General features: G+C 38.4%; 24 protein-coding genes. 19 read left to right on the forward strand and 5 right to left on the reverse strand.

What is annotated here, in order from left to right:
* Positions 1-9: 9 nt before the first annotated feature.
* From P2086_RS15560 to P2086_RS15580, 5 genes are all read left to right on the forward strand, one after another.
* Positions 10-573 (forward strand): hypothetical protein, encoded by a 564-nt coding sequence (locus P2086_RS15560; RefSeq protein WP_317897675.1) that lies wholly within the window; start codon positions 10-12, stop codon positions 571-573.
* A 114-nt stretch (positions 574-687) separates the two neighbouring features.
* On the forward strand, positions 688-1,152 hold the full coding sequence (locus tag P2086_RS15565; RefSeq protein ID WP_317897676.1) for an Hsp20/alpha crystallin family protein: 465 nt from the start codon (positions 688-690) through the stop codon (positions 1,150-1,152).
* 64 nt (positions 1,153-1,216) lie between these two features.
* Positions 1,217-1,885, forward strand: a complete 669-nt coding sequence (locus P2086_RS15570; protein WP_317897677.1) for a BON domain-containing protein — start codon at positions 1,217-1,219, stop codon at positions 1,883-1,885.
* A 143-nt stretch (positions 1,886-2,028) separates the two neighbouring features.
* A complete protein-coding gene (locus tag P2086_RS15575) occupies positions 2,029-3,726 on the forward strand; it encodes a L,D-transpeptidase family protein (RefSeq protein ID WP_317897678.1) in 1,698 nt (565 codons plus the stop codon).
* 69 nt (positions 3,727-3,795) lie between these two features.
* Complete coding sequence (locus P2086_RS15580; RefSeq protein ID WP_317897679.1) at positions 3,796-4,500, forward strand: murein L,D-transpeptidase catalytic domain family protein; 705 nt, start codon at positions 3,796-3,798, stop codon at positions 4,498-4,500.
* 663 nt (positions 4,501-5,163) lie between these two features.
* Here the strand turns inward: P2086_RS15580 and P2086_RS15585 are convergent.
* The 3 genes from P2086_RS15585 to P2086_RS15595 all read right to left on the reverse strand — a co-directional run bounded on the left by P2086_RS15585 (position 5,164) and on the right by P2086_RS15595 (position 8,638).
* Positions 5,164-6,030 carry a universal stress protein gene (locus P2086_RS15585; protein ID WP_317897680.1) on the reverse strand — a complete coding sequence of 289 codons (867 nt, stop codon included), beginning with the start codon at positions 6,028-6,030 and terminating at the stop codon, positions 5,164-5,166.
* A gap of 109 nt (positions 6,031-6,139) precedes the next feature.
* The gene (locus tag P2086_RS15590; protein WP_317897681.1) at positions 6,140-7,714 is read right to left on the reverse strand and encodes a sensor histidine kinase; all 1,575 of its coding nucleotides are present in this window, start codon (positions 7,712-7,714) and stop codon (positions 6,140-6,142) included.
* 111 nt (positions 7,715-7,825) lie between these two features.
* Positions 7,826-8,638 carry a universal stress protein gene (locus tag P2086_RS15595; RefSeq protein WP_317897682.1) on the reverse strand — a complete coding sequence of 271 codons (813 nt, stop codon included), beginning with the start codon at positions 8,636-8,638 and terminating at the stop codon, positions 7,826-7,828.
* A gap of 236 nt (positions 8,639-8,874) precedes the next feature.
* On the opposite strand from P2086_RS15595, the gene P2086_RS15600 reads away from it, so the two are divergent.
* The 9 genes from P2086_RS15600 to P2086_RS15640 all read left to right on the forward strand — a co-directional run bounded on the left by P2086_RS15600 (position 8,875) and on the right by P2086_RS15640 (position 14,104).
* On the forward strand, positions 8,875-10,011 hold the full coding sequence (locus P2086_RS15600; RefSeq protein ID WP_317897683.1) for a hypothetical protein: 1,137 nt from the start codon (positions 8,875-8,877) through the stop codon (positions 10,009-10,011).
* 366 nt (positions 10,012-10,377) lie between these two features.
* Positions 10,378-10,992: a hypothetical protein gene (locus tag P2086_RS15605; RefSeq protein ID WP_317897684.1), complete on the forward strand. Its 615-nt coding sequence runs from the start codon at positions 10,378-10,380 to the stop codon at positions 10,990-10,992.
* A gap of 24 nt (positions 10,993-11,016) precedes the next feature.
* Positions 11,017-11,421: a hypothetical protein gene (locus tag P2086_RS15610; RefSeq protein ID WP_317897685.1), complete on the forward strand. Its 405-nt coding sequence runs from the start codon at positions 11,017-11,019 to the stop codon at positions 11,419-11,421.
* Positions 11,405-11,818, forward strand: coding sequence for a thioredoxin family protein (locus tag P2086_RS15615; protein ID WP_317897686.1), 414 nt, complete (start codon positions 11,405-11,407; stop codon positions 11,816-11,818). Before P2086_RS15610 ends, P2086_RS15615 begins: the two co-directional genes overlap by 17 nt.
* A complete protein-coding gene (locus tag P2086_RS15620; protein WP_317897687.1) occupies positions 11,815-12,654 on the forward strand; it encodes a universal stress protein in 840 nt (279 codons plus the stop codon). The genes P2086_RS15615 and P2086_RS15620 overlap by 4 nt, the downstream gene beginning before the upstream one ends.
* Before the next feature lie 70 nt (positions 12,655-12,724).
* Positions 12,725-12,934 (forward strand): hypothetical protein, encoded by a 210-nt coding sequence (locus P2086_RS15625; RefSeq protein ID WP_317897688.1) that lies wholly within the window; start codon positions 12,725-12,727, stop codon positions 12,932-12,934.
* 16 nt (positions 12,935-12,950) lie between these two features.
* On the forward strand, positions 12,951-13,307 hold the full coding sequence (locus tag P2086_RS15630; RefSeq protein WP_317897689.1) for a phage holin family protein: 357 nt from the start codon (positions 12,951-12,953) through the stop codon (positions 13,305-13,307).
* Between the two features lie 9 nt (positions 13,308-13,316).
* Positions 13,317-13,697: a hypothetical protein gene (locus P2086_RS15635; protein ID WP_317897690.1), complete on the forward strand. Its 381-nt coding sequence runs from the start codon at positions 13,317-13,319 to the stop codon at positions 13,695-13,697.
* Positions 13,694-14,104: a hypothetical protein gene (locus P2086_RS15640; RefSeq protein ID WP_317897691.1), complete on the forward strand. Its 411-nt coding sequence runs from the start codon at positions 13,694-13,696 to the stop codon at positions 14,102-14,104. The genes P2086_RS15635 and P2086_RS15640 overlap by 4 nt, the downstream gene beginning before the upstream one ends.
* A gap of 148 nt (positions 14,105-14,252) precedes the next feature.
* Here P2086_RS15640 and P2086_RS15645 read toward each other — a convergent pair whose 3' ends face one another.
* Positions 14,253-14,669, reverse strand: coding sequence for a DUF3788 family protein (locus P2086_RS15645; protein WP_317897692.1), 417 nt, complete (start codon positions 14,667-14,669; stop codon positions 14,253-14,255).
* A gap of 327 nt (positions 14,670-14,996) precedes the next feature.
* Here P2086_RS15645 and P2086_RS15650 point away from each other — a divergent pair, with 327 nt between their 5' ends.
* Positions 14,997-16,172: a PAS domain-containing sensor histidine kinase gene (locus P2086_RS15650; protein ID WP_317897693.1), complete on the forward strand. Its 1,176-nt coding sequence runs from the start codon at positions 14,997-14,999 to the stop codon at positions 16,170-16,172.
* The gene (locus P2086_RS15655; protein WP_317897694.1) at positions 16,165-16,524 is read left to right on the forward strand and encodes a response regulator; all 360 of its coding nucleotides are present in this window, start codon (positions 16,165-16,167) and stop codon (positions 16,522-16,524) included. Before P2086_RS15650 ends, P2086_RS15655 begins: the two co-directional genes overlap by 8 nt.
* Here P2086_RS15655 and P2086_RS15660 read toward each other — a convergent pair.
* Positions 16,521-17,357 carry a Cbp1 family collagen-binding glycoprotein adhesin gene (locus tag P2086_RS15660; RefSeq protein ID WP_317897695.1) on the reverse strand — a complete coding sequence of 279 codons (837 nt, stop codon included), beginning with the start codon at positions 17,355-17,357 and terminating at the stop codon, positions 16,521-16,523. The genes P2086_RS15655 and P2086_RS15660 overlap by 4 nt on opposite strands.
* A gap of 110 nt (positions 17,358-17,467) precedes the next feature.
* On the opposite strand from P2086_RS15660, the gene P2086_RS15665 reads away from it, so the two are divergent.
* From P2086_RS15665 to P2086_RS15675, 3 genes are all read left to right on the forward strand, one after another.
* Positions 17,468-17,830 (forward strand): response regulator, encoded by a 363-nt coding sequence (locus P2086_RS15665; protein ID WP_317897696.1) that lies wholly within the window; start codon positions 17,468-17,470, stop codon positions 17,828-17,830.
* A gap of 281 nt (positions 17,831-18,111) precedes the next feature.
* Positions 18,112-18,825 (forward strand): BON domain-containing protein, encoded by a 714-nt coding sequence (locus tag P2086_RS15670; protein ID WP_317897697.1) that lies wholly within the window; start codon positions 18,112-18,114, stop codon positions 18,823-18,825.
* A gap of 57 nt (positions 18,826-18,882) precedes the next feature.
* A complete protein-coding gene (locus P2086_RS15675) occupies positions 18,883-19,548 on the forward strand; it encodes a BON domain-containing protein (RefSeq protein WP_317897698.1) in 666 nt (221 codons plus the stop codon).
* Positions 19,549-19,589: the final 41 nt, after the last annotated feature.

Consider the following 19,589-nt stretch of genomic DNA (forward strand, 5'->3'; position numbering starts at 1 on the left):
ATGTTGCAATTGGAAAAAATACAGGAGTTGGAAGATGAAGAACAAATTCAGGAACAGGCGCCGGGATCAAATATTAGTGTTTGGGTGGATTGCTATGATGATATTTTTTCAGACTTTGATCTTCGTCCTTTTATCTCCCGCAATATTTCAGATGACTTTCTGCGTGAGGTGAGAAAACTTTCGCATGAAACTCAATCACATATCGATGAACTCAGGTTATTGCTTCCGGAAAAAGTGAGGGACAAATCTACAGAAAGAGTAATTACCAAACGACTACATGGACACTTTGTTAAAAATCTTCACTATTTTCAAAAGAAAAAGAAAACTGAACGAAAAAAAGATGTGTTGTTGAATTTGCTGGGAATTTTTATGATGATTTGCGCCGGATATATTTCTTCTTTAAAATCACAAAGTGTTTTATTGCATATTCTGCTTGTTAGCTTTGAGCCCGCGGGCTGGTTTCTATTGTGGATCAGTATGGAACATCTCATTATCAGCTCCCGTAAAGAAAAGCCGGAATTTGAGTTTTACTCAAAAATGACTAAATGTAAAATCGTATTACTGAACAGGTGATTTATTTGTGCTGAACATCATGGCTGTTAATGATCAGCGTCATTCTTTTGACTTAGCATTTCCGGTAATTTTGTATGCAATTAATTCTATGTTTAACTAATAACCAAATTTATTATGACACTTGTAAAATCAAAACCAAACGGAAACGGAAACCTATTCCCAAGACTTGTAAATGATTTTTTTGAAAATGATCTTTTCAATTACGGACTTACAGACTTTAATAATGGTTTCTTCAGAAACAGAGAAGCTTTTGTGCCCTCTGTAAACATTTCTGAAAACAATAAAGATTTCACTATTGAAATGGCTGCACCCGGACTTGAAAAAAAAGACTTTAAAATTGAATTGGAGAACGGTTATCTTGTTGTTAGTGCGGAGAAGAAAAATGAGGAAAAGGAAGAAAAAAACAATTATTGCAGGAGAGAATTTTCCTATCAAAGTTTCTCTCGTTCATTCGTAATTCCTGATAATTCGTTGCCCGATAAAATTAACGCACACTATCAGGACGGGATCTTAAAACTAACGCTTCCAAAAAAAGAGGCAACTATAAGCAGTCCTAAAAAGGAAATTAAGGTTGCTTAAAAATTCTTCAAAGCCTGCTTCTAAAGCAGGCTTTTTCATATTTACTAACTAAAACTAATGTGCAATGAAAACAGATGCTGAGATTCAAAAAGATGTGATGGATGAATTAAACTGGGAGCCATTTTTTAAAGCTTCAGAAATAGGAGTAGCTGTAAAAAATGGTGTGGTTACTTTATCAGGAACAGTTGATAACTATCTTAAAAAAGCGACAGCAGAAAAAGTTACCAAACGCGTGGTTGGTGTGAGAGCTGTAGCGGAAGATATTCAAGTGAAATTTTCAGGCGACAGCATTAAAAACGATACAGAAATTGCGCAAGCTATTCTGGATGCTCTTAAATGGAACAGTGCTATTACAGAAGATATGGTAAAAGTTAAAGTGGAAGACGGTATTGTAACGCTTGACGGACAAGCAGAGTGGGAGTTTCAGAGAGGCGTTATTGTAAGTGAGATCGAAAGCCTGTGGGGCGTAAAAAAGATTATTAATAATATCACTTTAAAAAATATTTCTCCAATAACAGATTTGAAACAAAAAATTAAATCTGCATTTAAACGCAGTGCCGATATTGATGCAGATAAAATTGATGTTGAAACCCTTGGAAATAAAGTTACTCTGAAAGGGGAAGTACGCTCATGGAAAGAACGTGCAGATGCCGAAATGGCTGTATGGAGCGCGCCTGGCGTTTATCATGTAGATAATCAACTTACAGTAACGAATAAGGTTTTCGCTTTATAGGATGAAGGAAGTTTTTAGCCTTAAACAAACAACTTAAAAACAAAAGTGAGTGATAGATATCATGTCATACAATGATAAAACCCTGCTATTTGCGGTAGGTCATTCCTTAATTTTGTTCGTCAGTTGGCTGATATTGAGCAAATATGATATTTACAAAACAACAAATAGATATATTTTTTTCTTTACGCTCAATTAAAATAGTTGTTTTATTGGTTATTTCACAAGTACTTTTTTTCTCGTGCAACCGGGTTACAAAAACGCGAACGGAACATGTTCCTCAAGTTCCAGAAACCCTGCGCATTGTATGCAGGAATGATTCTTTGCAACTGGTTACTTTTTTGAACAAGTTGTTACATGATACAATTCAACGCGAAAGAATACTCTCTTTTTATAGGAGCAGAAATTATTCTCCCGTCTGGATCAACGCTTCGGGAGTTAATGAAAACGCTGGCAATTTGATCAATTTCCTTTATAATGAAAAGGCTTGTTGTTTCCAGGAGTCGGTGCCCTCGCTTGATAATCTTCAGCAATTACATCAGGCCGTTGTTGGGAATATCTCAGGACGTTTGTATTGTGAAGACAGCCTTGCTTTACAACTCGAAGTTCTATTAACAAAAAGTTTTTTTGAATTTGCTGAATGCAACTGGGGAGGAGTGGACAGCAAAATATTAAAACAGGCAAACTGGTTCATTGCGCGCAAACAACTCAATTATGATCAGCTGCTGAATGATTATTTACATGCCGGTAAAGACATATCCCCCATAGAGCCTATGTATGGTCAATACGAACTACTGAAAAGTTATCTGCGCAAATATAACGCAGCAGCCCTTAAAAAAGAGTGGCCCTTATTATCTGCCGGGAACATGACACTAAAGCGTGCTGATACTTCGGCTATTGTTATCAGCATAAAACAACTACTCTTTATTACAGGAGATATGGCAGGGGCTGACAGCTCTGCGATTTTTGACTCTATACTGGAAAGCGCTGTAAAAGTTTTTCAAAAGAGACATGGTTTGAAAGAAGACGGCATTGTAAACAAAAGAACTCTACAGACCATGTGCATTCCCATTCAGGAAAGGATCCGGACGATCCTAATAAACATGGAGCGCTGCAGATGGGTTCCTGTTCAGTTATCAGGTGATTATCTTGTTGTAAATATTCCAGAGTTTCGACTTCATGTTTACAGAAACGAACGGCACGTGTGGAGCTGCAAAGTGATTGTTGGAAAATCAGATCCGCTTAACCATACGGTAATATTTAATGATTCTCTTGAATTTATCGTGTTCAATCCTAACTGGAATATTCCCAAAAATATTCTGAAAAAAGAAATACTTCCGGCTATAATAAAAGATGCGGGGTATATTCTAAAAAATAATCTGGAAGTGACCGATATGGCTGGTCAGGTAATGAATGCCTCAACCATTAAATGGACCAGCTACACAGACCATTTTCCATATCTTATCAGGCAAAAACCTGGTGCAGACAATCCCCTGGGAAATATGAAATTCCTGTTCCCGAACCCTTATGATATTTATATACATGATACACCCTCAAAAAATCTTTTCAACGAAACTGATCGTGGTTTCAGTCATGGTTGTATTCGTCTTGAACAGCCTTTGAGACTTGCGGAATTTCTTTTAGAAACAGATACGATCTGGACACCCGAGGCTATAAGCAGTGTGATGGAAGGAGGCAAGGAAACCTTTGTAAAGCTTAAACAAAGAACCCCGATCTTCATTGCTTATTTTACTTGTTGGGTAGATGGAGCAGGAAGACTTAATTTCAGAAATGATATTTACGGACATGATGAGAAAATGGAAAAGCTGCTATTTGTTAATTAACTAAAAAGATGCTTATCTGACTTTCGATTATATTTATGTTTTCTGATCTTCGTACTAACCCGAACCAATATGTTTTATCAATTTCATAAAAGACTAATTACACTCCTTCTGCTATCAGTATTATCTCTGGGTAATTTTGGATTTGTCAGATCAAGTCCTGTCGTTTTAAATGATTGGCCGGATTATTCGAATCCGGGTCTGTACGATGTTTTGGAGCTTTCGCAAAAGGGATTGGATAAAGAGGTATTTAAAAAAGCTATAGCCGGCTGGAATCAGCTAAAGAAGTACGATCAACTGGAAAACTCCGCCTTACTTTCTATAGTGGATCTTTCTCAATCCTGCAACTCAAAACGGTTGTATGTAATTGACATGAACAAAAAAACGGTTTGCTTCACTACTTATGTTTCACATGGCCGTGGATCAGGCGAAGAGTTTGCTTATACATTCGGCAATGCGCCTGACAGCTATAAATCTAGCCTGGGATTTTATGTAACCGGCTCATCTTATATAGGTTCTCACGGCCTGTCGATGAAATTGAAGGGACTCGAAACGGGCACCAACAATCTTGCTGAACTGCGGGGGATTGTAATGCACGGGGCATCTTATGTAAGTGAAGATTTTATTCAAAAGAACGGACGCCTTGGCAGAAGTCTCGGTTGTCCCGCCGTACCTGAAAAAGAGTGTGCGGCTATTGTCAACAAAATAAAAGAGGGATCCTGTTTTTTTATTTTTTATCCAGACAGCGCTTATCTGAGGAACTCTGCTTTTTTGTAAAAGCGCCAATCCAAACACACCTTGATATTGTTTCTAATCCTTGGTTTTTTCATGTATAAAACACTCTTGATTTCAATCATAAAATCAACTGACTCAGGTCATTGATGTGAGAAGGAATCGCCAATATATTTGTATTGTCAAAGGAACTGAACGACTGGAAGATTTAGTACAAAAATAACAATAAAGAAGACCCTGTAAGGTCTCCTGAGCCAGAGAGTTGACCCCGTAAGGTCTCTCAAAAAACACAAGGCTGACCCCGTAAGGTCTCCTGAACTACGAGAGTTGACCCCGTAAGGTCTCTCAAATAACACAAAGCTGACCCCGTAAGGTCTCCTGAACTGTTTATCCGATATGCCAATTTAAACCAGCCGCGCTGTGCAAAGTCGAAGCGAGGCTGGTTTTTTTCTTTGAAGTGAGTCTGTTAAGTGCCATTGAGAAAATGCTAGTTCGCGGTAGCCATCCCATTTAATTTCATACAATCAGCCTTCTGCGTCGAACGGCTCGTCTATTAATTTAGCCAACATGGGAGCTGCGCGAGTGGGAAATTTTGCCGTTGGGGTGCGTGATAACAGAACTCGAATAGAATGAACACATCAGATCTGTTTATCACAAGGTTTCTTTTAATTTCCTGCTCCACCCTCATTATCTATTCAAAAAGTGATTCTATACCTTGAAGGCTGGCTTCTCTTTGTGGTGGTGGAATGCGATCAGTGGCACGGACGCAAGCCGCGCGAGATTCTGTGTCAGGCTTGTGTTTAACAATCGGCCAAAATAATTACGATGCTTGGTTGAAAGCAAAAGTATATCGGTTTTGCTGGAGTTTGTATATTCAAGCAGCCGTGATTCGACGTCATCTCCAGTGAGCAACTCGAAGGACATCCTTTCATAGTTGATCTTTTGAGTAGCAAGCTTAATAAACTTACCAAGCTTTTCAACGTCCTGTTCGGGCTCAACAACTGATACGCCTTCTTCGTATACGTGCACAATATTCAGAGAAGCGTTCCAGGCAGTCGCCAATACAACCGCTGTTTTAATCGCGCCAAGATCGCTTTGTAAAAAATCAGTCGCATATGTCATTTTTTTTATCGGTCTATCCAGACGTGTACCCTCCGGTACAGCCAAAACCGGACATTGCGCATCTTCAATCACACCCGAAGTAATGGTGCCAAACACAAAATCCGCGGCACCTTTTTCTCCTTTTGTTCCCATCACTATCAGATCTGCTTCAGTTTTCTTTGAAATATTCGCAATACCTTTCACAGCGTTTTCCTCAAGCTCTACAAGACACTCGTATTTTATATCGCCAGCATAATCAATTTGCTGGCTGAGTAACTTTAGGCGTTCGCCAGCAGCAAATTTTTCAATTTTTACTTCATTGAGTATTTCCTCCGACGGATCATCATAAGATGGTGTTTCAATAACATTCAGCAAAATAAGCATACTGCCGTGCTGTTTTGCCATCCCCATAGCAAAGTAAAGAGCCGTTTCGGCATTCGGCGAAAAATCTGTAGGTACCAAAATTTTTTTCATTTTATAGATCAAAATACTTTAAACAAAAATAGCTTAGAATTCATTCTGAACATATGTGCCACGTCACTCATGCATATGATTTTGATCACGAATGCACCAAGATGCATGATCACTCCGGCATATCTTCAATAAATAATTGCCTGCCGCCGTGGTTTGAATGAAGGGTGATTAAAAATGTAGTTCCTTCACCTTCGGTACTGTCAAACCCGATCGTACCTCCCAGCAAATCGACGTAGTTTTTAACTATATTTAATCCTAACCCTGTACCCTGTATGTAGGCAGCATTGCGTGCCCTGTAAAATTTCCCGAAGATGTTTTTCTGATCGTTTATTGGAATACCGATTCCTCTGTCTCTTACTTGAATACAGATTTGATCTTTGTCTACTTCAACTTTCAGGTCAATTGCGGTATCAGAATATTTTATCGCATTTGATATGAGGTTGTGCATGATGTTACGAAGAATCTTTTTATCGAGTAACACCTGTGTTTCGCCAGTATAACTATAATCGATCGTTTGCCCCTTCTTAAGAATTTCGCTAAACTCATCAACAAGACTCTGCATGAGCTCTGTTAGATTAATGATGAGTTTTTCTGCTTTTATTTTGCCTTGATCTAATTTTTCGAGAGAAAGAAAGTCATCGAGAATATCTACCAGATGCATAACAGAGGACTTGATCCTTAAAAAGTGTTTTTCGCATTTTTCTTTTTGTCCTGTTTCAACATACTTTTCAGCAATAGTGGCACTTGAAAGTATGGCGCTGAGGGGAGTACGAAACTCATGCGAGGCCATGGAGACAAATGCGCTTTTCATGTCATTGTTCTCGTTTGCCTTGTCCAGTGCATCTGCCAATAGCAAGGTGCGCTCCTGCACTTTCTGTTCAAGATTTTCGTTGAGTTTACGAAGCTCTTCTTCGGCCTCCTTACGCGCGGTAATTACCTCTGAAAAGAGAATGATGCCGCCAATAGCCCCGTTAGTGGTATACCAAGGACAGAGCTCCCAGCTAACCCATTCAATTTTGCCATCAGCTCTCACAAAAGTGTCCTCGTCACAATGTTGCGTTTCTCCTGCCAAACCCCTCGCGTGAATTTCTCTCCAGCGCTGTGGCACGTCGGGAAATACATCATAGTGCGAAAGCCCTATTATATTTTTTGTACCTAACTGGTTGTCGTCGATCCATCGTCTGCTCACGAGTATATAGCGCATCTCATTATCAAATACAGCCACCCCTGAAGGGGTATGTTCTACAAACAAACGGATGCTTTGTTCCTTCATCATTAGTTGTTTCTGCTCACGAAGCTGGCTGGTAACTTTGCTTACAAAGACAGCCATCATCCCCAATCCATCATGATTATAATGGGTTACCGTAATCTGAACAGGAAAGACAGAACCGTTTTTATGAAGTGCCTGGTGATGTATACTTTCTTTGTTGATGCTGGATTTCGGTCGTTTAAATAATATTTCCCTATACCGGATATTTTTATTTTGCAATTGTTCCACAACTAATTTCTCTACCTTATAACCAATCAATTCACCGGTACTATAACCAAATAACTTTTCGGTATAGGGGTTTAATAACTGAATTTGTCCTGATTCATTTACAAGAATAATACCTAAAGAGGCATTACGAAAAATCTCGGAGAAACCATTTTCACCAAACGGTAAAACCTGTGTTATGTTTGTCATTTTATTTTCGTTCTGATTCAGTTAACTGAAAACAAAACACGGAAATTAAAATTATGGATTAAATAATTTCTTCACTATGATCTAAGTCAGTTTTGGCTCAAGTATTTATAATTACTCGCTTTCCGGAAAAATAAGCATTGGAAGAAAGGGTTGTTTAGTAATTGACCTTACAATATCTTTTTTACAAATTTTCAAAAAAGTTTTTCTGTGGTAACAAATAATCAGCAGACTGATCTTTCCCCTGAAAGCGCGTTCTAAAATCTTTTCGGCAATATTTTCGGCTGTTGTTGAGTCAATGGTAATATGCGTTTCCTCCGGCACCCTTTTTCTGAAGTCTTCTTTTAACCTGGCAATATCAATGTTGGTTAAAACGCTTTTTCCGATTTTTAAAAATGTAAGATCCGAGCGGAATATTTCGAGAAAAGGTCTTGCATTTTTTAACTCATCATTAATGCCATCATTAGAAAAAATAAAAAGCAAATTATCAGGAGTTCCATACTCCCATTTTTCAGGAACCAGCCACACAGGGCATTTAGCACGCTTTACGATTCTATACGTGTTACTCCCAAAGATATCCTGACTGATTGTATCGGCGCCATTTGAGCCTATTACTATCAGTGTGTCTTCTCCTGCCGTATCACCTATCACCTCGTTAAAGTCTTGCATAGTCAGCTTAACTTCTCTGGTGCAGGAAATACGGTAGGCCTTGTTGACTTCTTTTACCAGCGCGTTGAGTGTCTCCTCCGATTTCTGCAAGGTGTCGGCATAATCTTTCGAAGAACCCGGACCACCAACCCTGGCGGTAGCACGAACGTTCAGTAAAATAAGTTCCGCCTTGAAGGTTTGTGCCACTTTAGCGGCATAACTAACGGCATTAATCGCGGCATCAGAGAAGTCGATAGGACAAAGTATTTTTTTTATCATGGGTTATTTGTTTACGTTTTAATATCTAAGTCCATAAAGATATCTCAGGCGTTGCTGAGGTTAAATGATCCAAATCATTAATTCACATGATTTTTGTACTCAACAAATAATTTTTTTGTGTAAGAAGATCTTGCATGTTCAACTCATGCGCATTGTCACATTGCTTTATGACCATAATCATTTCCAGATCTTTCATTCGTAACGAACTTTGAAAAACATTTTTAGGTTACTTCACTATGAAACGATTCATCATTTTAGTAATATCCTTATTTTTTCGAAGCGTCTATGGACAAGGAGATGTGCAAGACATAAACAAACTGCTTTTAAACGACAGTTCTTCTTTACGTTTGTTGTTCACTTATCCGGATTCAAGCCGGCAGGTTATTTTTTCAGCCTGTACATACCCTAGTGGTTTTACACAGCTAAGCGATGTTCAAAAAACAACAACTTCTGCTTTTCAGAAACTAGCTCTTAAATACAGTCAGAAAAGGCAAGAACAACTTTGGGAAATATCGCGTTATCCGGAATTGGCTGGAATATTATTGGATAATAAAGATAAAAACAAAAAGGAGTTAAAGCTGCTGTTAAAAATGTATTCTAAAGATGCGCAAAATGCTTCTTTTTATTTTGTGAAACACTCCGAAGCACTTATTGAAATGGAAAGGATACGCCAGGATTTTGAATTGCGTCGTAACGCATTAATAAAAGAGTTTCCACTTAATGTAAGGGAGGCGTTTACTTTGTTGCTCAATGATCCGGAAGTGTTCTCCTTGCTGTTGGATGATATGAATACAACAGCCATGCTGGGTGATTTTTTCGTAAGTAACCAAAAGTTGTTGAACCATTTAGCGGATTCAGTTTATGTTCAAACTGCAAAAGAAAACGGATTAGAATATGAAGACTGGAAAAAAGGTATCGGCAAAGACACTGTAATGCAAAAAGAGCTAAAAGCGGTTTCAAAAAAATACGCCACAGGCGAAGATCAAGCTGACGATGTTTACGGAAGTAGCCAAAAGCAAAATGTTACTGTTATTCTGAATACGCCACCATATCCTTATTGGGCCGGATACCCCCACTGGTACAGTTATCCATATTGGCGTCCATATCCCTGGTGGTATGATGCGGGTTTTTATTTAGATCCGTTTGGATCTATTATTTTTATTGGAATGCCAAGCTATCGCTTTGGTTGGTGGTACTATGGGCATCCTCATTATTATAAGCGCTACGTGCGAACATCGCATTATTTTGACTGGCATTATCAGAGTCATCCGCGCTCCCGTGGCGACTTCAATCGTAGTGTCCGGGAATACAATCATGGCGCTCCACGGAATGCTCCCAGAGGCGCTTCTAGTGGAGGTGGAAGAAGACGTTAAGCGACAGACAATATGATTTTTTTAAACAAGTACTAAAGCTTATGGCTATCAACAAAGAATGGCATCTGAAAAACAAAATGCCTAAAAATCCTTCAATGGACCAACGAATACAATGGCATACAGAGCACCAGGAACACTGTTCTTGCAGAAAGATTAGCGGAAAGCTGCTGCAGGAAATGAAAAAGCGGGGATTAAATACCAGAAAAAAAGCAACCAAAATTTTATAAGAGTTTAATTGACATTGAATTTTTGACGGTGATAAATACATTCAAATCTTTCAGAAGTGACGAAGATCATTTTGCAGGATGATCAAGATTATGTGGGTAAAATTCAAATCGCAGTACTTTTAACTTATAAATTTTTAATATGACTACAACAACACAAAAAAGCCCGATTGAATATATCATTAAAGGTTTGCAAACTGCTGCCTCGGAGCTTGAAGAATTGCAGGTGCAGATAGCTCTTGGCAAAGCAGAAGCAAGCGATGTTTTTGAAAACATAAAAAAATCGCTCCACAAGCGTATTCAACAATTGAAATCAAAGATCGTGCTTACCAAAACAAATGTTGACTTGCTTCCTGTTGTGAATGCTCTGGAACATCTTCAGGTGCAACTTGCGCTAGGAATAGCTGAAACAAAAGAAGTTTTTGAAGAACAGCGAAAAAAAATCGAGCACAGTTTGTCTGAACTTGAAAGTAAACTGAAGTCTGGTGCACCGGGAAAACAGGTGGCTAAGATGCAACTGGAAATTGAAAAATTTAAAGCGAAACTTCTATTACTTTCTCTGAGTTATAAACTCAAAAAAATTTATTTTGAGTACGACATGAAACAAAAAAAACAAGACTTTGAACAAAAACTGAAGGTATTAAAAACTAAGCTTGAGTTCAGGGAGGAGAAGGCGAAAAATAAATGGCAACATTTTAAAGATGAGATTACAGAAGCTTTTGATGACATGAAATCCACTTTTTTGCCAATCGATTAGTGAGTTTTCTTTTATAAATACTTTATGAAACACTTGCTTTTTGTGCTGTGCATGTTGATGTTTATTACATTGCAAGCTCAGAACCCATCCTGCGAAATAATCCACAGTGAACGAAAGTCTGCCGGAAATTACCAGATAGAAACAACCACATCGGCATATCACATAGATGTAACGATATACGATAAAAAGAACAAGGCTCTATCCGCCAGCGAACTGACCGACTATGCCGGCTTTTATTATCCTGATGGAAGCTACCTGAAAAAAAGGTTTATCCGGATACCGGGCACAAACACTTTCTCAGTGAAAATACCGTATCCGGGTTTTCGTGTATATACGATAACGCTCATAGTAAATGGAGAAATTATTTCAGCCGAATTTGAAAATGTTCGGATCTTAAAAATGCAATCCGCACATGATCAAGGTCAATAAACGCATAACTACTTTTCTTTTTGTGCTTTTAGCTTGGGGTGTATTTAGTCAGAAAAGCGACAGTTTAACTAAACCGAAAAATTTGACACTGCGTCAATTCAGCAGGCTGGCGGACAATTCGAAGAAGCCGGTTCTGCTTTGCTTCTGTGCCGATACCTTTCGCGTATGCAAAATACAAGAAGAAGCGCTTGAGCAAATTGCTCTTGAGCGGCATCAGGATATGGACGTCATATGGATAAATCTGCCCGATAACCCTAAAATAGCCAGATACTTTGAAATAACCAGTGTACCAGTACTTATATTATACGTGAAAGGTTATCCGGTCTGGCTTCTATACCAGGTTTATGAAAAAGAAAAAATAATAAAATACGTTGATCCTTATATTGTAAATCAATGAAAATAATCTTAGTACCAACGGACTTTTCACCTGAGGCCGAAGCCGGTCTGGAATACGCTGTAGCGCTTGCAGGTAGAGAGGATTACAGACTCATATTACTGCATGCGTTTCACCTCGACACAGCAGATATCTTATACAGTCAAATTGTTTCAACTGTACAATCGTTCAAAGATGTTGCGCTTGAACAACTCCAGCTTACAAGAGACCTGATAAGCAGCAAAGTAAAAATACAACCCGAGTGCATTTTTGAAGAAGGCGCCTTGGGAGATGTAGTAAATAAAATTATAAAGAAAAGAAAAATTGATTTTATAATTATGGGAACCCATGGTGCAAAAGGGCTTAAGAAACTCTTTTTTGGAAGCAATACTTCCGGTATTATCCATAACGCCAGATGCCCTGTAATTTCTGTTCCTCAGGATCTCCGGTTTAAAAATTTCAGTAAAATTGTCTTTGCTACCAACTATCATCGCGAGGATATTGAGGAGCTACGTTTAGTGGTTGATCTGGTAAAACCCAATAATGCTTACATAAACGTTATACACGCCACGCGAACACCTGATAATCGTCTTAGTCCAATCATGCAGGCTTTTGAAGGGAATGTGAGAAAGCATATCCATTATCCTTACTTTTCTTTCCAGATGCTGAAGGGGAATCAGACCCAAGAAACACTGAGTAAATACCTTGAAACAGAAAAACCAGATCTGTTTGCCATTTCAACCCGTAAGCGCCAATTTATCGAACGTCTTGCAGGTCCTGGTATTAGTGAAACCTTTTCGCTTGAATGCCATTTTCCGCTTCTGATTTTTCATCAGGCTACACCGCCTCTTGTTTTCTGACAAAGGTCAACATTGGTAGTGACCAAAATCATTCCCTTTCGTATGAATGTTCTGTTACTTTGTATAAAAAATGAACCAACCAGAAAATACTAAAACTAAAACACTGATTACTGGAATCCTACTTGGACTCGCTATAGGTGGTCTGCTTGGATTTGCATTTGCTCCGGCCAAAGGCAGTGATGCAAGACGTAAATTATTCACTTTGTTTGAAGATGAAAACAATAATAATACAGAAAATATGGAGGATGATTTCGATCCTGAAAGCGACAGACCGGTATAAATAAATTTAAAACGTAATGCGACTAATAGAAGAAAAAAAAATAGAGGACTTGTTGATGCAATTGAAAACCTATTCAAACATGCGGATCGAGCTTATTAAGTTAAAGACTATTGAAAAGGCAGCTGTAACCAGCTCTTACCTGCTTTCAAATCTTTTACCAATTTTAGCGTTTGTGATCTCCGTTGTTTTTCTGAGTACAGCCATGGCTTTTTATTTATCGCAACAACTCGGAAACATCATCTGGGGTTTTACCTTGGTGGGTCTGTTTTATATACTGCTCGCTGTGATCTTATTTTTGTTGAAAAAGAAACTGGTTGGGACACCCGTAAAAAACAAAATCATTTCAACACTCACTAAAACTTCCTTTAATTAAAATTTTAAGATGCTTAAGCATATAAACAACCATACAGAATTAATAGAGGAGATTCGAGCTTTGGAGAAGTCGAAACGGGAATATGAAAATCAACTTCATGCTGAGGCAAAACAAATTCTTGAACTTGTTTCTGACCCGACACCTTTTATTAAGGAATTGGTGCATGAATTTTCCCGGGACAAAGATTTTAGAAAAGATTTACTCAAGATCGGTCTTAGTGCCGGAGCGAATTACCTTGGTAAGTTGATGCAATCGCCAACTGCCAGCGACGTTGTTTTTTCTTTTCTTTCCAAGAAAATAAACACTATTAATCCGGATGGCGATGGTATATGGAACCGTCTTGCAAAATTGTTAACAAAAATAAAACCTACAAAACACGAACAAGTATGAAAAATCAAACTGGTATCTGGATCGACGGAACAATGGCACGCGTAATTACTTTTTACGATGACAAAGAAACTATCAGAGAAATTGTTTCCGATATAGAAAACAAACAACATCATCCGCACCATGAAGGTGATAAGGGAACATTTATGGGCAAGCGCCATCTTAATCACGAATCAACTTTCGCACACCGTAAAAGGCGTCAAGAGTTTCAGTTTCTAGACGAAGTAATAGAAGAGGTAAAAGATACCAATGAGGTTTTTATTATGGGACCTTCTGGTATGAAAAAGAAATTGCAGACAAGAATGCAAGCTGATAAAAAACTACAGCCGAAACTAAAGGACATCCTCACAACGGATCATCTGACCCTTAACCAATGCGTGGAAAAAGTAAGAGAATATTATAAATTATAAGTTCATTAAACCGTTGGTAAGTTACTGATACGTTATATAAATCAGGATCGTTATCAGAAACAAGGTCCGCAAGTCTAACTGCAAAAGTTGAAGAAAACAGTCCCTCAAATCTGCACGGTCTGAAGGATTCTTTAGGCATATAGAAGGATCAATGTGCAATCTTGATCTTAATTAATTCTTTTATATCCCTAGATTTTGATGCGTCTTTAATTTCAATTCTTATTCCACGTCCTTCAGTATACGCTTTCGCATTTCGAAGATCGGTTTTAATATCTTCAGAAATTTCGCTTAACAAAATTTGTTCTGTCGCTTTTTGACTGAAAACAAATGCTGCTTTAAAAAAATTATCTCTTGGAAGCAAATAAAGCAAAACCCGCTTGTTATCTTTAATCCTGTAGCTCCAACCGTATTTGGTACTTGAAAAATGCCAAACAGCCGTTGCGTCCGGCTTTGCTTTCAGTAAAAAATCTTCAACGTTTTTCCATATTAAAAATGTTTTACCCAATGCTTTTTTTAAATCCTGAATGGTTGGTTCTGTATTTTTGTCTGCGAATATGCTTTTCATAATAGTTAGTCTGAATGCTGTTCAAAAGTATAACTATTTAGGAGTCCGCCCTCAAAAAGCCATTCCCAGCTATATTTTTTTACACCACTTTTTTTTTGACAACTGAAATGCCAATTATTACGGGTCTTTCGGCGTTTCGATAACAATCGTTTGTTAAATATATTATTAAAGAAATGTTTTTGTCGCCCGAAAAAAGACATTGGTCGTTTAATTACGGAAGATTACAGAATGGTTGCGGCAGGCTGAATTGCATCGCAAAAAGATAATTAGGTCCCTCACGAATTATGTCCTACTTTTATTTAGCATTGTTTCACCACCCGACCGCCGATGGAAGATTTTTACACGCAAACACTCAGCAGCGATACGGCCTTTAGGGTTCTGTTCCAGTACGCCACGATTGGCATCCTGGTGATCGACAAATCGGGCAAGATCGCGCTGGTTAATCCCAGCGCAGAAAAGCTCTTCGGTTACGCTCCTTCGGAATTGCTCAACCAACCTTTAGAAACGCTGCTACCCGAAAACCTGAAACACAAACATGCAAGCCACAGGGAAGGTTATTTTAATAATCCAAAAGCCCGCGCGATGGGCAGTGGGCTTGACCTCTTTGCACAGAAAAAAAATGGTAAAGTGTTTCCTGTAGAGATCAGCCTTGGTCATTATGAACTCTCAGGAGAAAGACTGGCGGTTGCATTTATTACTGATATCACCGCGCGTAAGCAGGCAGAACAGGAACTCAAACAACTCAACGAGAAACTGGAGCAGCGTGTCAGTGAACGTACCGCAGAGTTGGAAGCTGCGCTGGATCGTGAAAAAGAGCTCAACGAAATGAAATCGCGTTTTGTATCTATGGCCTCACATGAGTTTCGTACGCCATTAAGCGCAGTGCTTTCAAGTGTTTCGCTGATTGATCAATACACGCACGCCGAACACGAAGAAAAACGTAAAAAACATGTTGAGCGTATCAAATCGTCTGTAAAAAATCTGACAGATATTCTGAATGATTTTTTATCGCTTGACAAGCTCGAGCAAGGTAAAGTGGATATTGACTTTCAGCACTTCAACCTTGAAGAATTTGGTGCTGATGCCATCGACGAGGTAAACAACATGCTTAAGAAGGGTCAGGAGATACACTATCATTACACCGGGCAAAAAGAAATCAGACAGGATAAGCGTATCCTGCGCAATGTATTGCTTAACCTCCTTTCCAATGCATGCAAGTATTCTGAAGAAGACAAACGCATCGAACTGAAAATTATCTGCGTTCCTGAAACAATTTCTATCGTAGTGACCGATCAGGGCATAGGTATTCCTGAACAAGAGCAGAAAAACCTTTTTGAAAAATTTTACCGGGCAAAAAACGCAGTACATATTCAGGGCACAGGTTTGGGATTAAATATTGTGAAACGTTATCTGGAACTTATTCAAGGGAACATTTCTTTTACCAGCATAAAAAATCAAGGTACTACTTTTACCGTAACTTTACCCGGATACAAGAATGCATAAAATATTGGTGATAGAAGATAACCGGGAGATTCGTGAAAATATTTGCGAACTGCTGGAGCTTGATGGCTATCAGGTTATTGAGGCTGAGAATGGAAAAATCGGTCTGCAATTAGCGTTTGAAATGCTCCCAGACCTTGTTCTCTGTGACATTATGATGCCATTGATGGATGGTTACAAAGTACTCGAGCAACTCAAACTACAACCATTTACGACTTCCATTCCATTTATATTTCTCACCGCCAACGTTGAGAAAAAGGAAGTTTTGGCAGGGCTAGCCCTGGGGGCAAAAAGTTATATTTCAAAACCCTTCGAAACCGATAAACTCCTTCAGGAGATCAGGCGCTGGCTTTAATCTGTTTTAATAACAAGAAATTTTGAGATTCTCCAAAATTCAGCTGGGTCAGTAATGATCAGACGTTTGATATTTTTTTTATCTTTTTCAAATTTGTAAGAATTGGTTGAATGAAGCGTGAGTAATTTTGCATGTTTACGATTGATTACGAAATCTTTTTTTTCGCGAATATCAATCCTATTGAATACGGACGGATCAAGATCGTTATTTATAGAATTGTTTTTCTTTGTCAGTATATTTTTTTGCTCCAATTCTTTAGTTGTACCTATCGTGTAATTTGCTGCATTCGCTTCGTGTATATCTTTCACTATTGTAGTATTTTGAAATGCGTTTTGTACATATAAGGTGTAAAGAGCTGCCTGTAATTCGAAAACATCTTCATCAAGTCCTGAAAGCAATTGATACATATCCATGAGTTCCGCCTGCTTTTCAATTAACCGTGTATTCAAATGTAAAATTGAATCTTCAAGAATTTTATTCAAAATGCTGGCATCTGTAAGTTTTATATTAAGCGCTTTAATTGCGATTTCATTTTTCTTTAGAAGATTATTTATTTTTATTATCTCAGTATTAATATCTGCTACAAGCAAAGGAGGAAATTCGGTTCTGTTTTTAGTTTTTAAAAAAACCGACTGATTTTTATTGTGAATAGAATCGAGTGTTTTACTGATATCACTGATAGAGGAGAGCCATTCGTTGTGCACGGACACTCTTGTAGTTGTGGTAGCCAAAAGAGAATCATTTGAATTTTCAAAACCTTTGTCGGAAGTTTTATGCCCGCTGCAATTCCAGAACATCAATGAAAGAGCTGCGAATTTTAAATATATTTTCACTTTTTTTTGACAAAGTTATGGTAATAGATACGAGGTAACTATGAAATGTATCATATCTCAGCGTGACTCATATCATAACTCCAGCAGGGTATAAACTTTACCTTTGGGGGATGCAGACTATTTTAGTTGTAGAAGATAATAAAGAGTTACGTGAAAACACAGCAGAGCTGCTTCAATTGGCCGGATTCAACGTAATAACCAGTACCAATGGCGAAGAAGGTTTGCAACTAACCATCGAACAACATCCAGATCTAATACTTTGCGATCTGATTATGCCCAAAGCAGGAGGAATGGAGTTGCTTCAGAACAAAAAGAATAATAATACAATCAGTGATATCCCCCTTGTGTTTCTTTCTGCCGGCTCAGCATCCTTTCACCACCACAATGGGTTTAGAGCTGACGGATACCTGAGCAAACCTTTTACTTACGAGCAATTACTTAAAACCATTAAACAAATTCTTAAAAAGAATTGAATGTGTCAATTTGATTTAAACCACATAAATCCTAAACAGACAGTTCAAAAAAAGAACCGCCTGCGATTAAGTGTTTGTAGGGATTTCAAATTCTTTAGTTTATAAGAAATCCTCACAAACACAATAAAGTTCATCATGAGCTTGCCGAATGAGGATTAACCGCATTAAGTCAGGTAGCACACCTTTTTCAAAGGTTTCTACTGACTAATTGCGGTTATATAAGTTATTTGCGTTAACTAGATCACCTGTAAGTGTGACAAGGATCATTTAATTAAATAGGTATGCCGTTTAATTTTGTTGAACAATTAAATAAAAATATAAGCAACATGAAAACAGATGCAGAAATTCAAAAAGACGTGATGGAAGAACTCCGCTGGGAGCCATTGTTGAACGCAGCGGAAATAGGGGTTTCCGTAAAAAATGGTGTAACTACTTTATCCGGTATTGTAAACAGCTACTATAAAAAAACAACTGCAGAAAAGGCGGCGCGCCGTGTAAACGGAGTTAAAGCTGTAGCGGAAGACATTGAGGTGAAGTTTACTGAAAGTCTGATTAAGAACGACACGGAGATTGCTGAGATCATCCTTCATAACCTGAAATGGAACAGCGCGATTAAAGAGGAAAAAGTTAAGGTGAAAGTAGATAACGGTGTAGTAACCCTTGATGGTGAAGTGGGTTGGAAATACGAAAGGGATTTAATTGAATCGGAATTGGAAGGTTTGAATGGTGTTAAATTTGTGGTAAATAACATCAACATCAAGCCAGGGATCCTGCCAAAAGATATTAACCAGAAGATCAAGTCGGCTTTTCAGCGTAACGCTTGCTGCGATGCAGATAAGATCAAGGTGTCGGTTTCCGGTCACACGGTTACGCTTAGTGGCAAGGTGCGTTCCTGGGCTGAAAAAAACGATGCGGAAAATGTGGCATGGGCTGCCAACGGCGTTACAAAGGTAGAGAATTTGTTAGAGGTGGATAGTCCCGTGCTGGCACTTTAAAATTATTCTGACAAAGCTTTTTTAAAAAAATAGTTACACAAAATAAAAAAAACGAATATGAAAACAGATTCAGAAATTCAAAAAGACGTGATTGAAGAGATTAGTTGGGAACCGTTTCTCAAAAAAAGTGAAATCGGTGTTTCGGTAAAAGGCGGCATCGTCACGCTATCTGGAACAGTAGACGCTTACTCGAAAAAAGTAGCGGCAGAAAAAGCAGCGAAACGCGTGGCTGGTGTTAAGGCAGTTGCCGAAGACATTGAGATAGAATATACGATAGAAGGCAAACGTACGGACTCCGCAATTGCAGCAGCCGTAGTAAATGCCCTCAAATGGCACAGCGCCATGCAGGAAAATAAAATCAAGGTGAAAGTAGAGGATGGTTTTGTAACTCTTGAGGGCGATGTGGATTGGGAATTCCAGAAAAACTCAGCACGCTACATGGTAGAAAATCTTCAGGGAGTAAATGGAATTATCAACCTGATCAAAATTAAACCAGGTGCAAGTCCTGTTGAGATTTCTAAAAAAATTAACGCGGCATTTCACAGAAGCGCGACCATTGATTCAGGAAAAATACAAGTGAATGTAAGTGGTAGTAAAGTAATGCTAAGCGGGAAGGTACGCTCTTATTCAGAAAAAAAGGACGCTGAGAAAGCCGCTTGGCTGGCACCGGGTGTTACAGAGATTGAAAATAAAATAGAGATCGAAAGCCCAGTTTACAGTTAATAACTACCAGCTGATCTCAAGAACCAATATTAAATGAGCCC

Source organism: Aurantibacillus circumpalustris (assembly GCF_029625215.1).
GTDB lineage: Bacteria > Bacteroidota > Bacteroidia > B-17B0 > Aurantibacillaceae > Aurantibacillus > Aurantibacillus circumpalustris.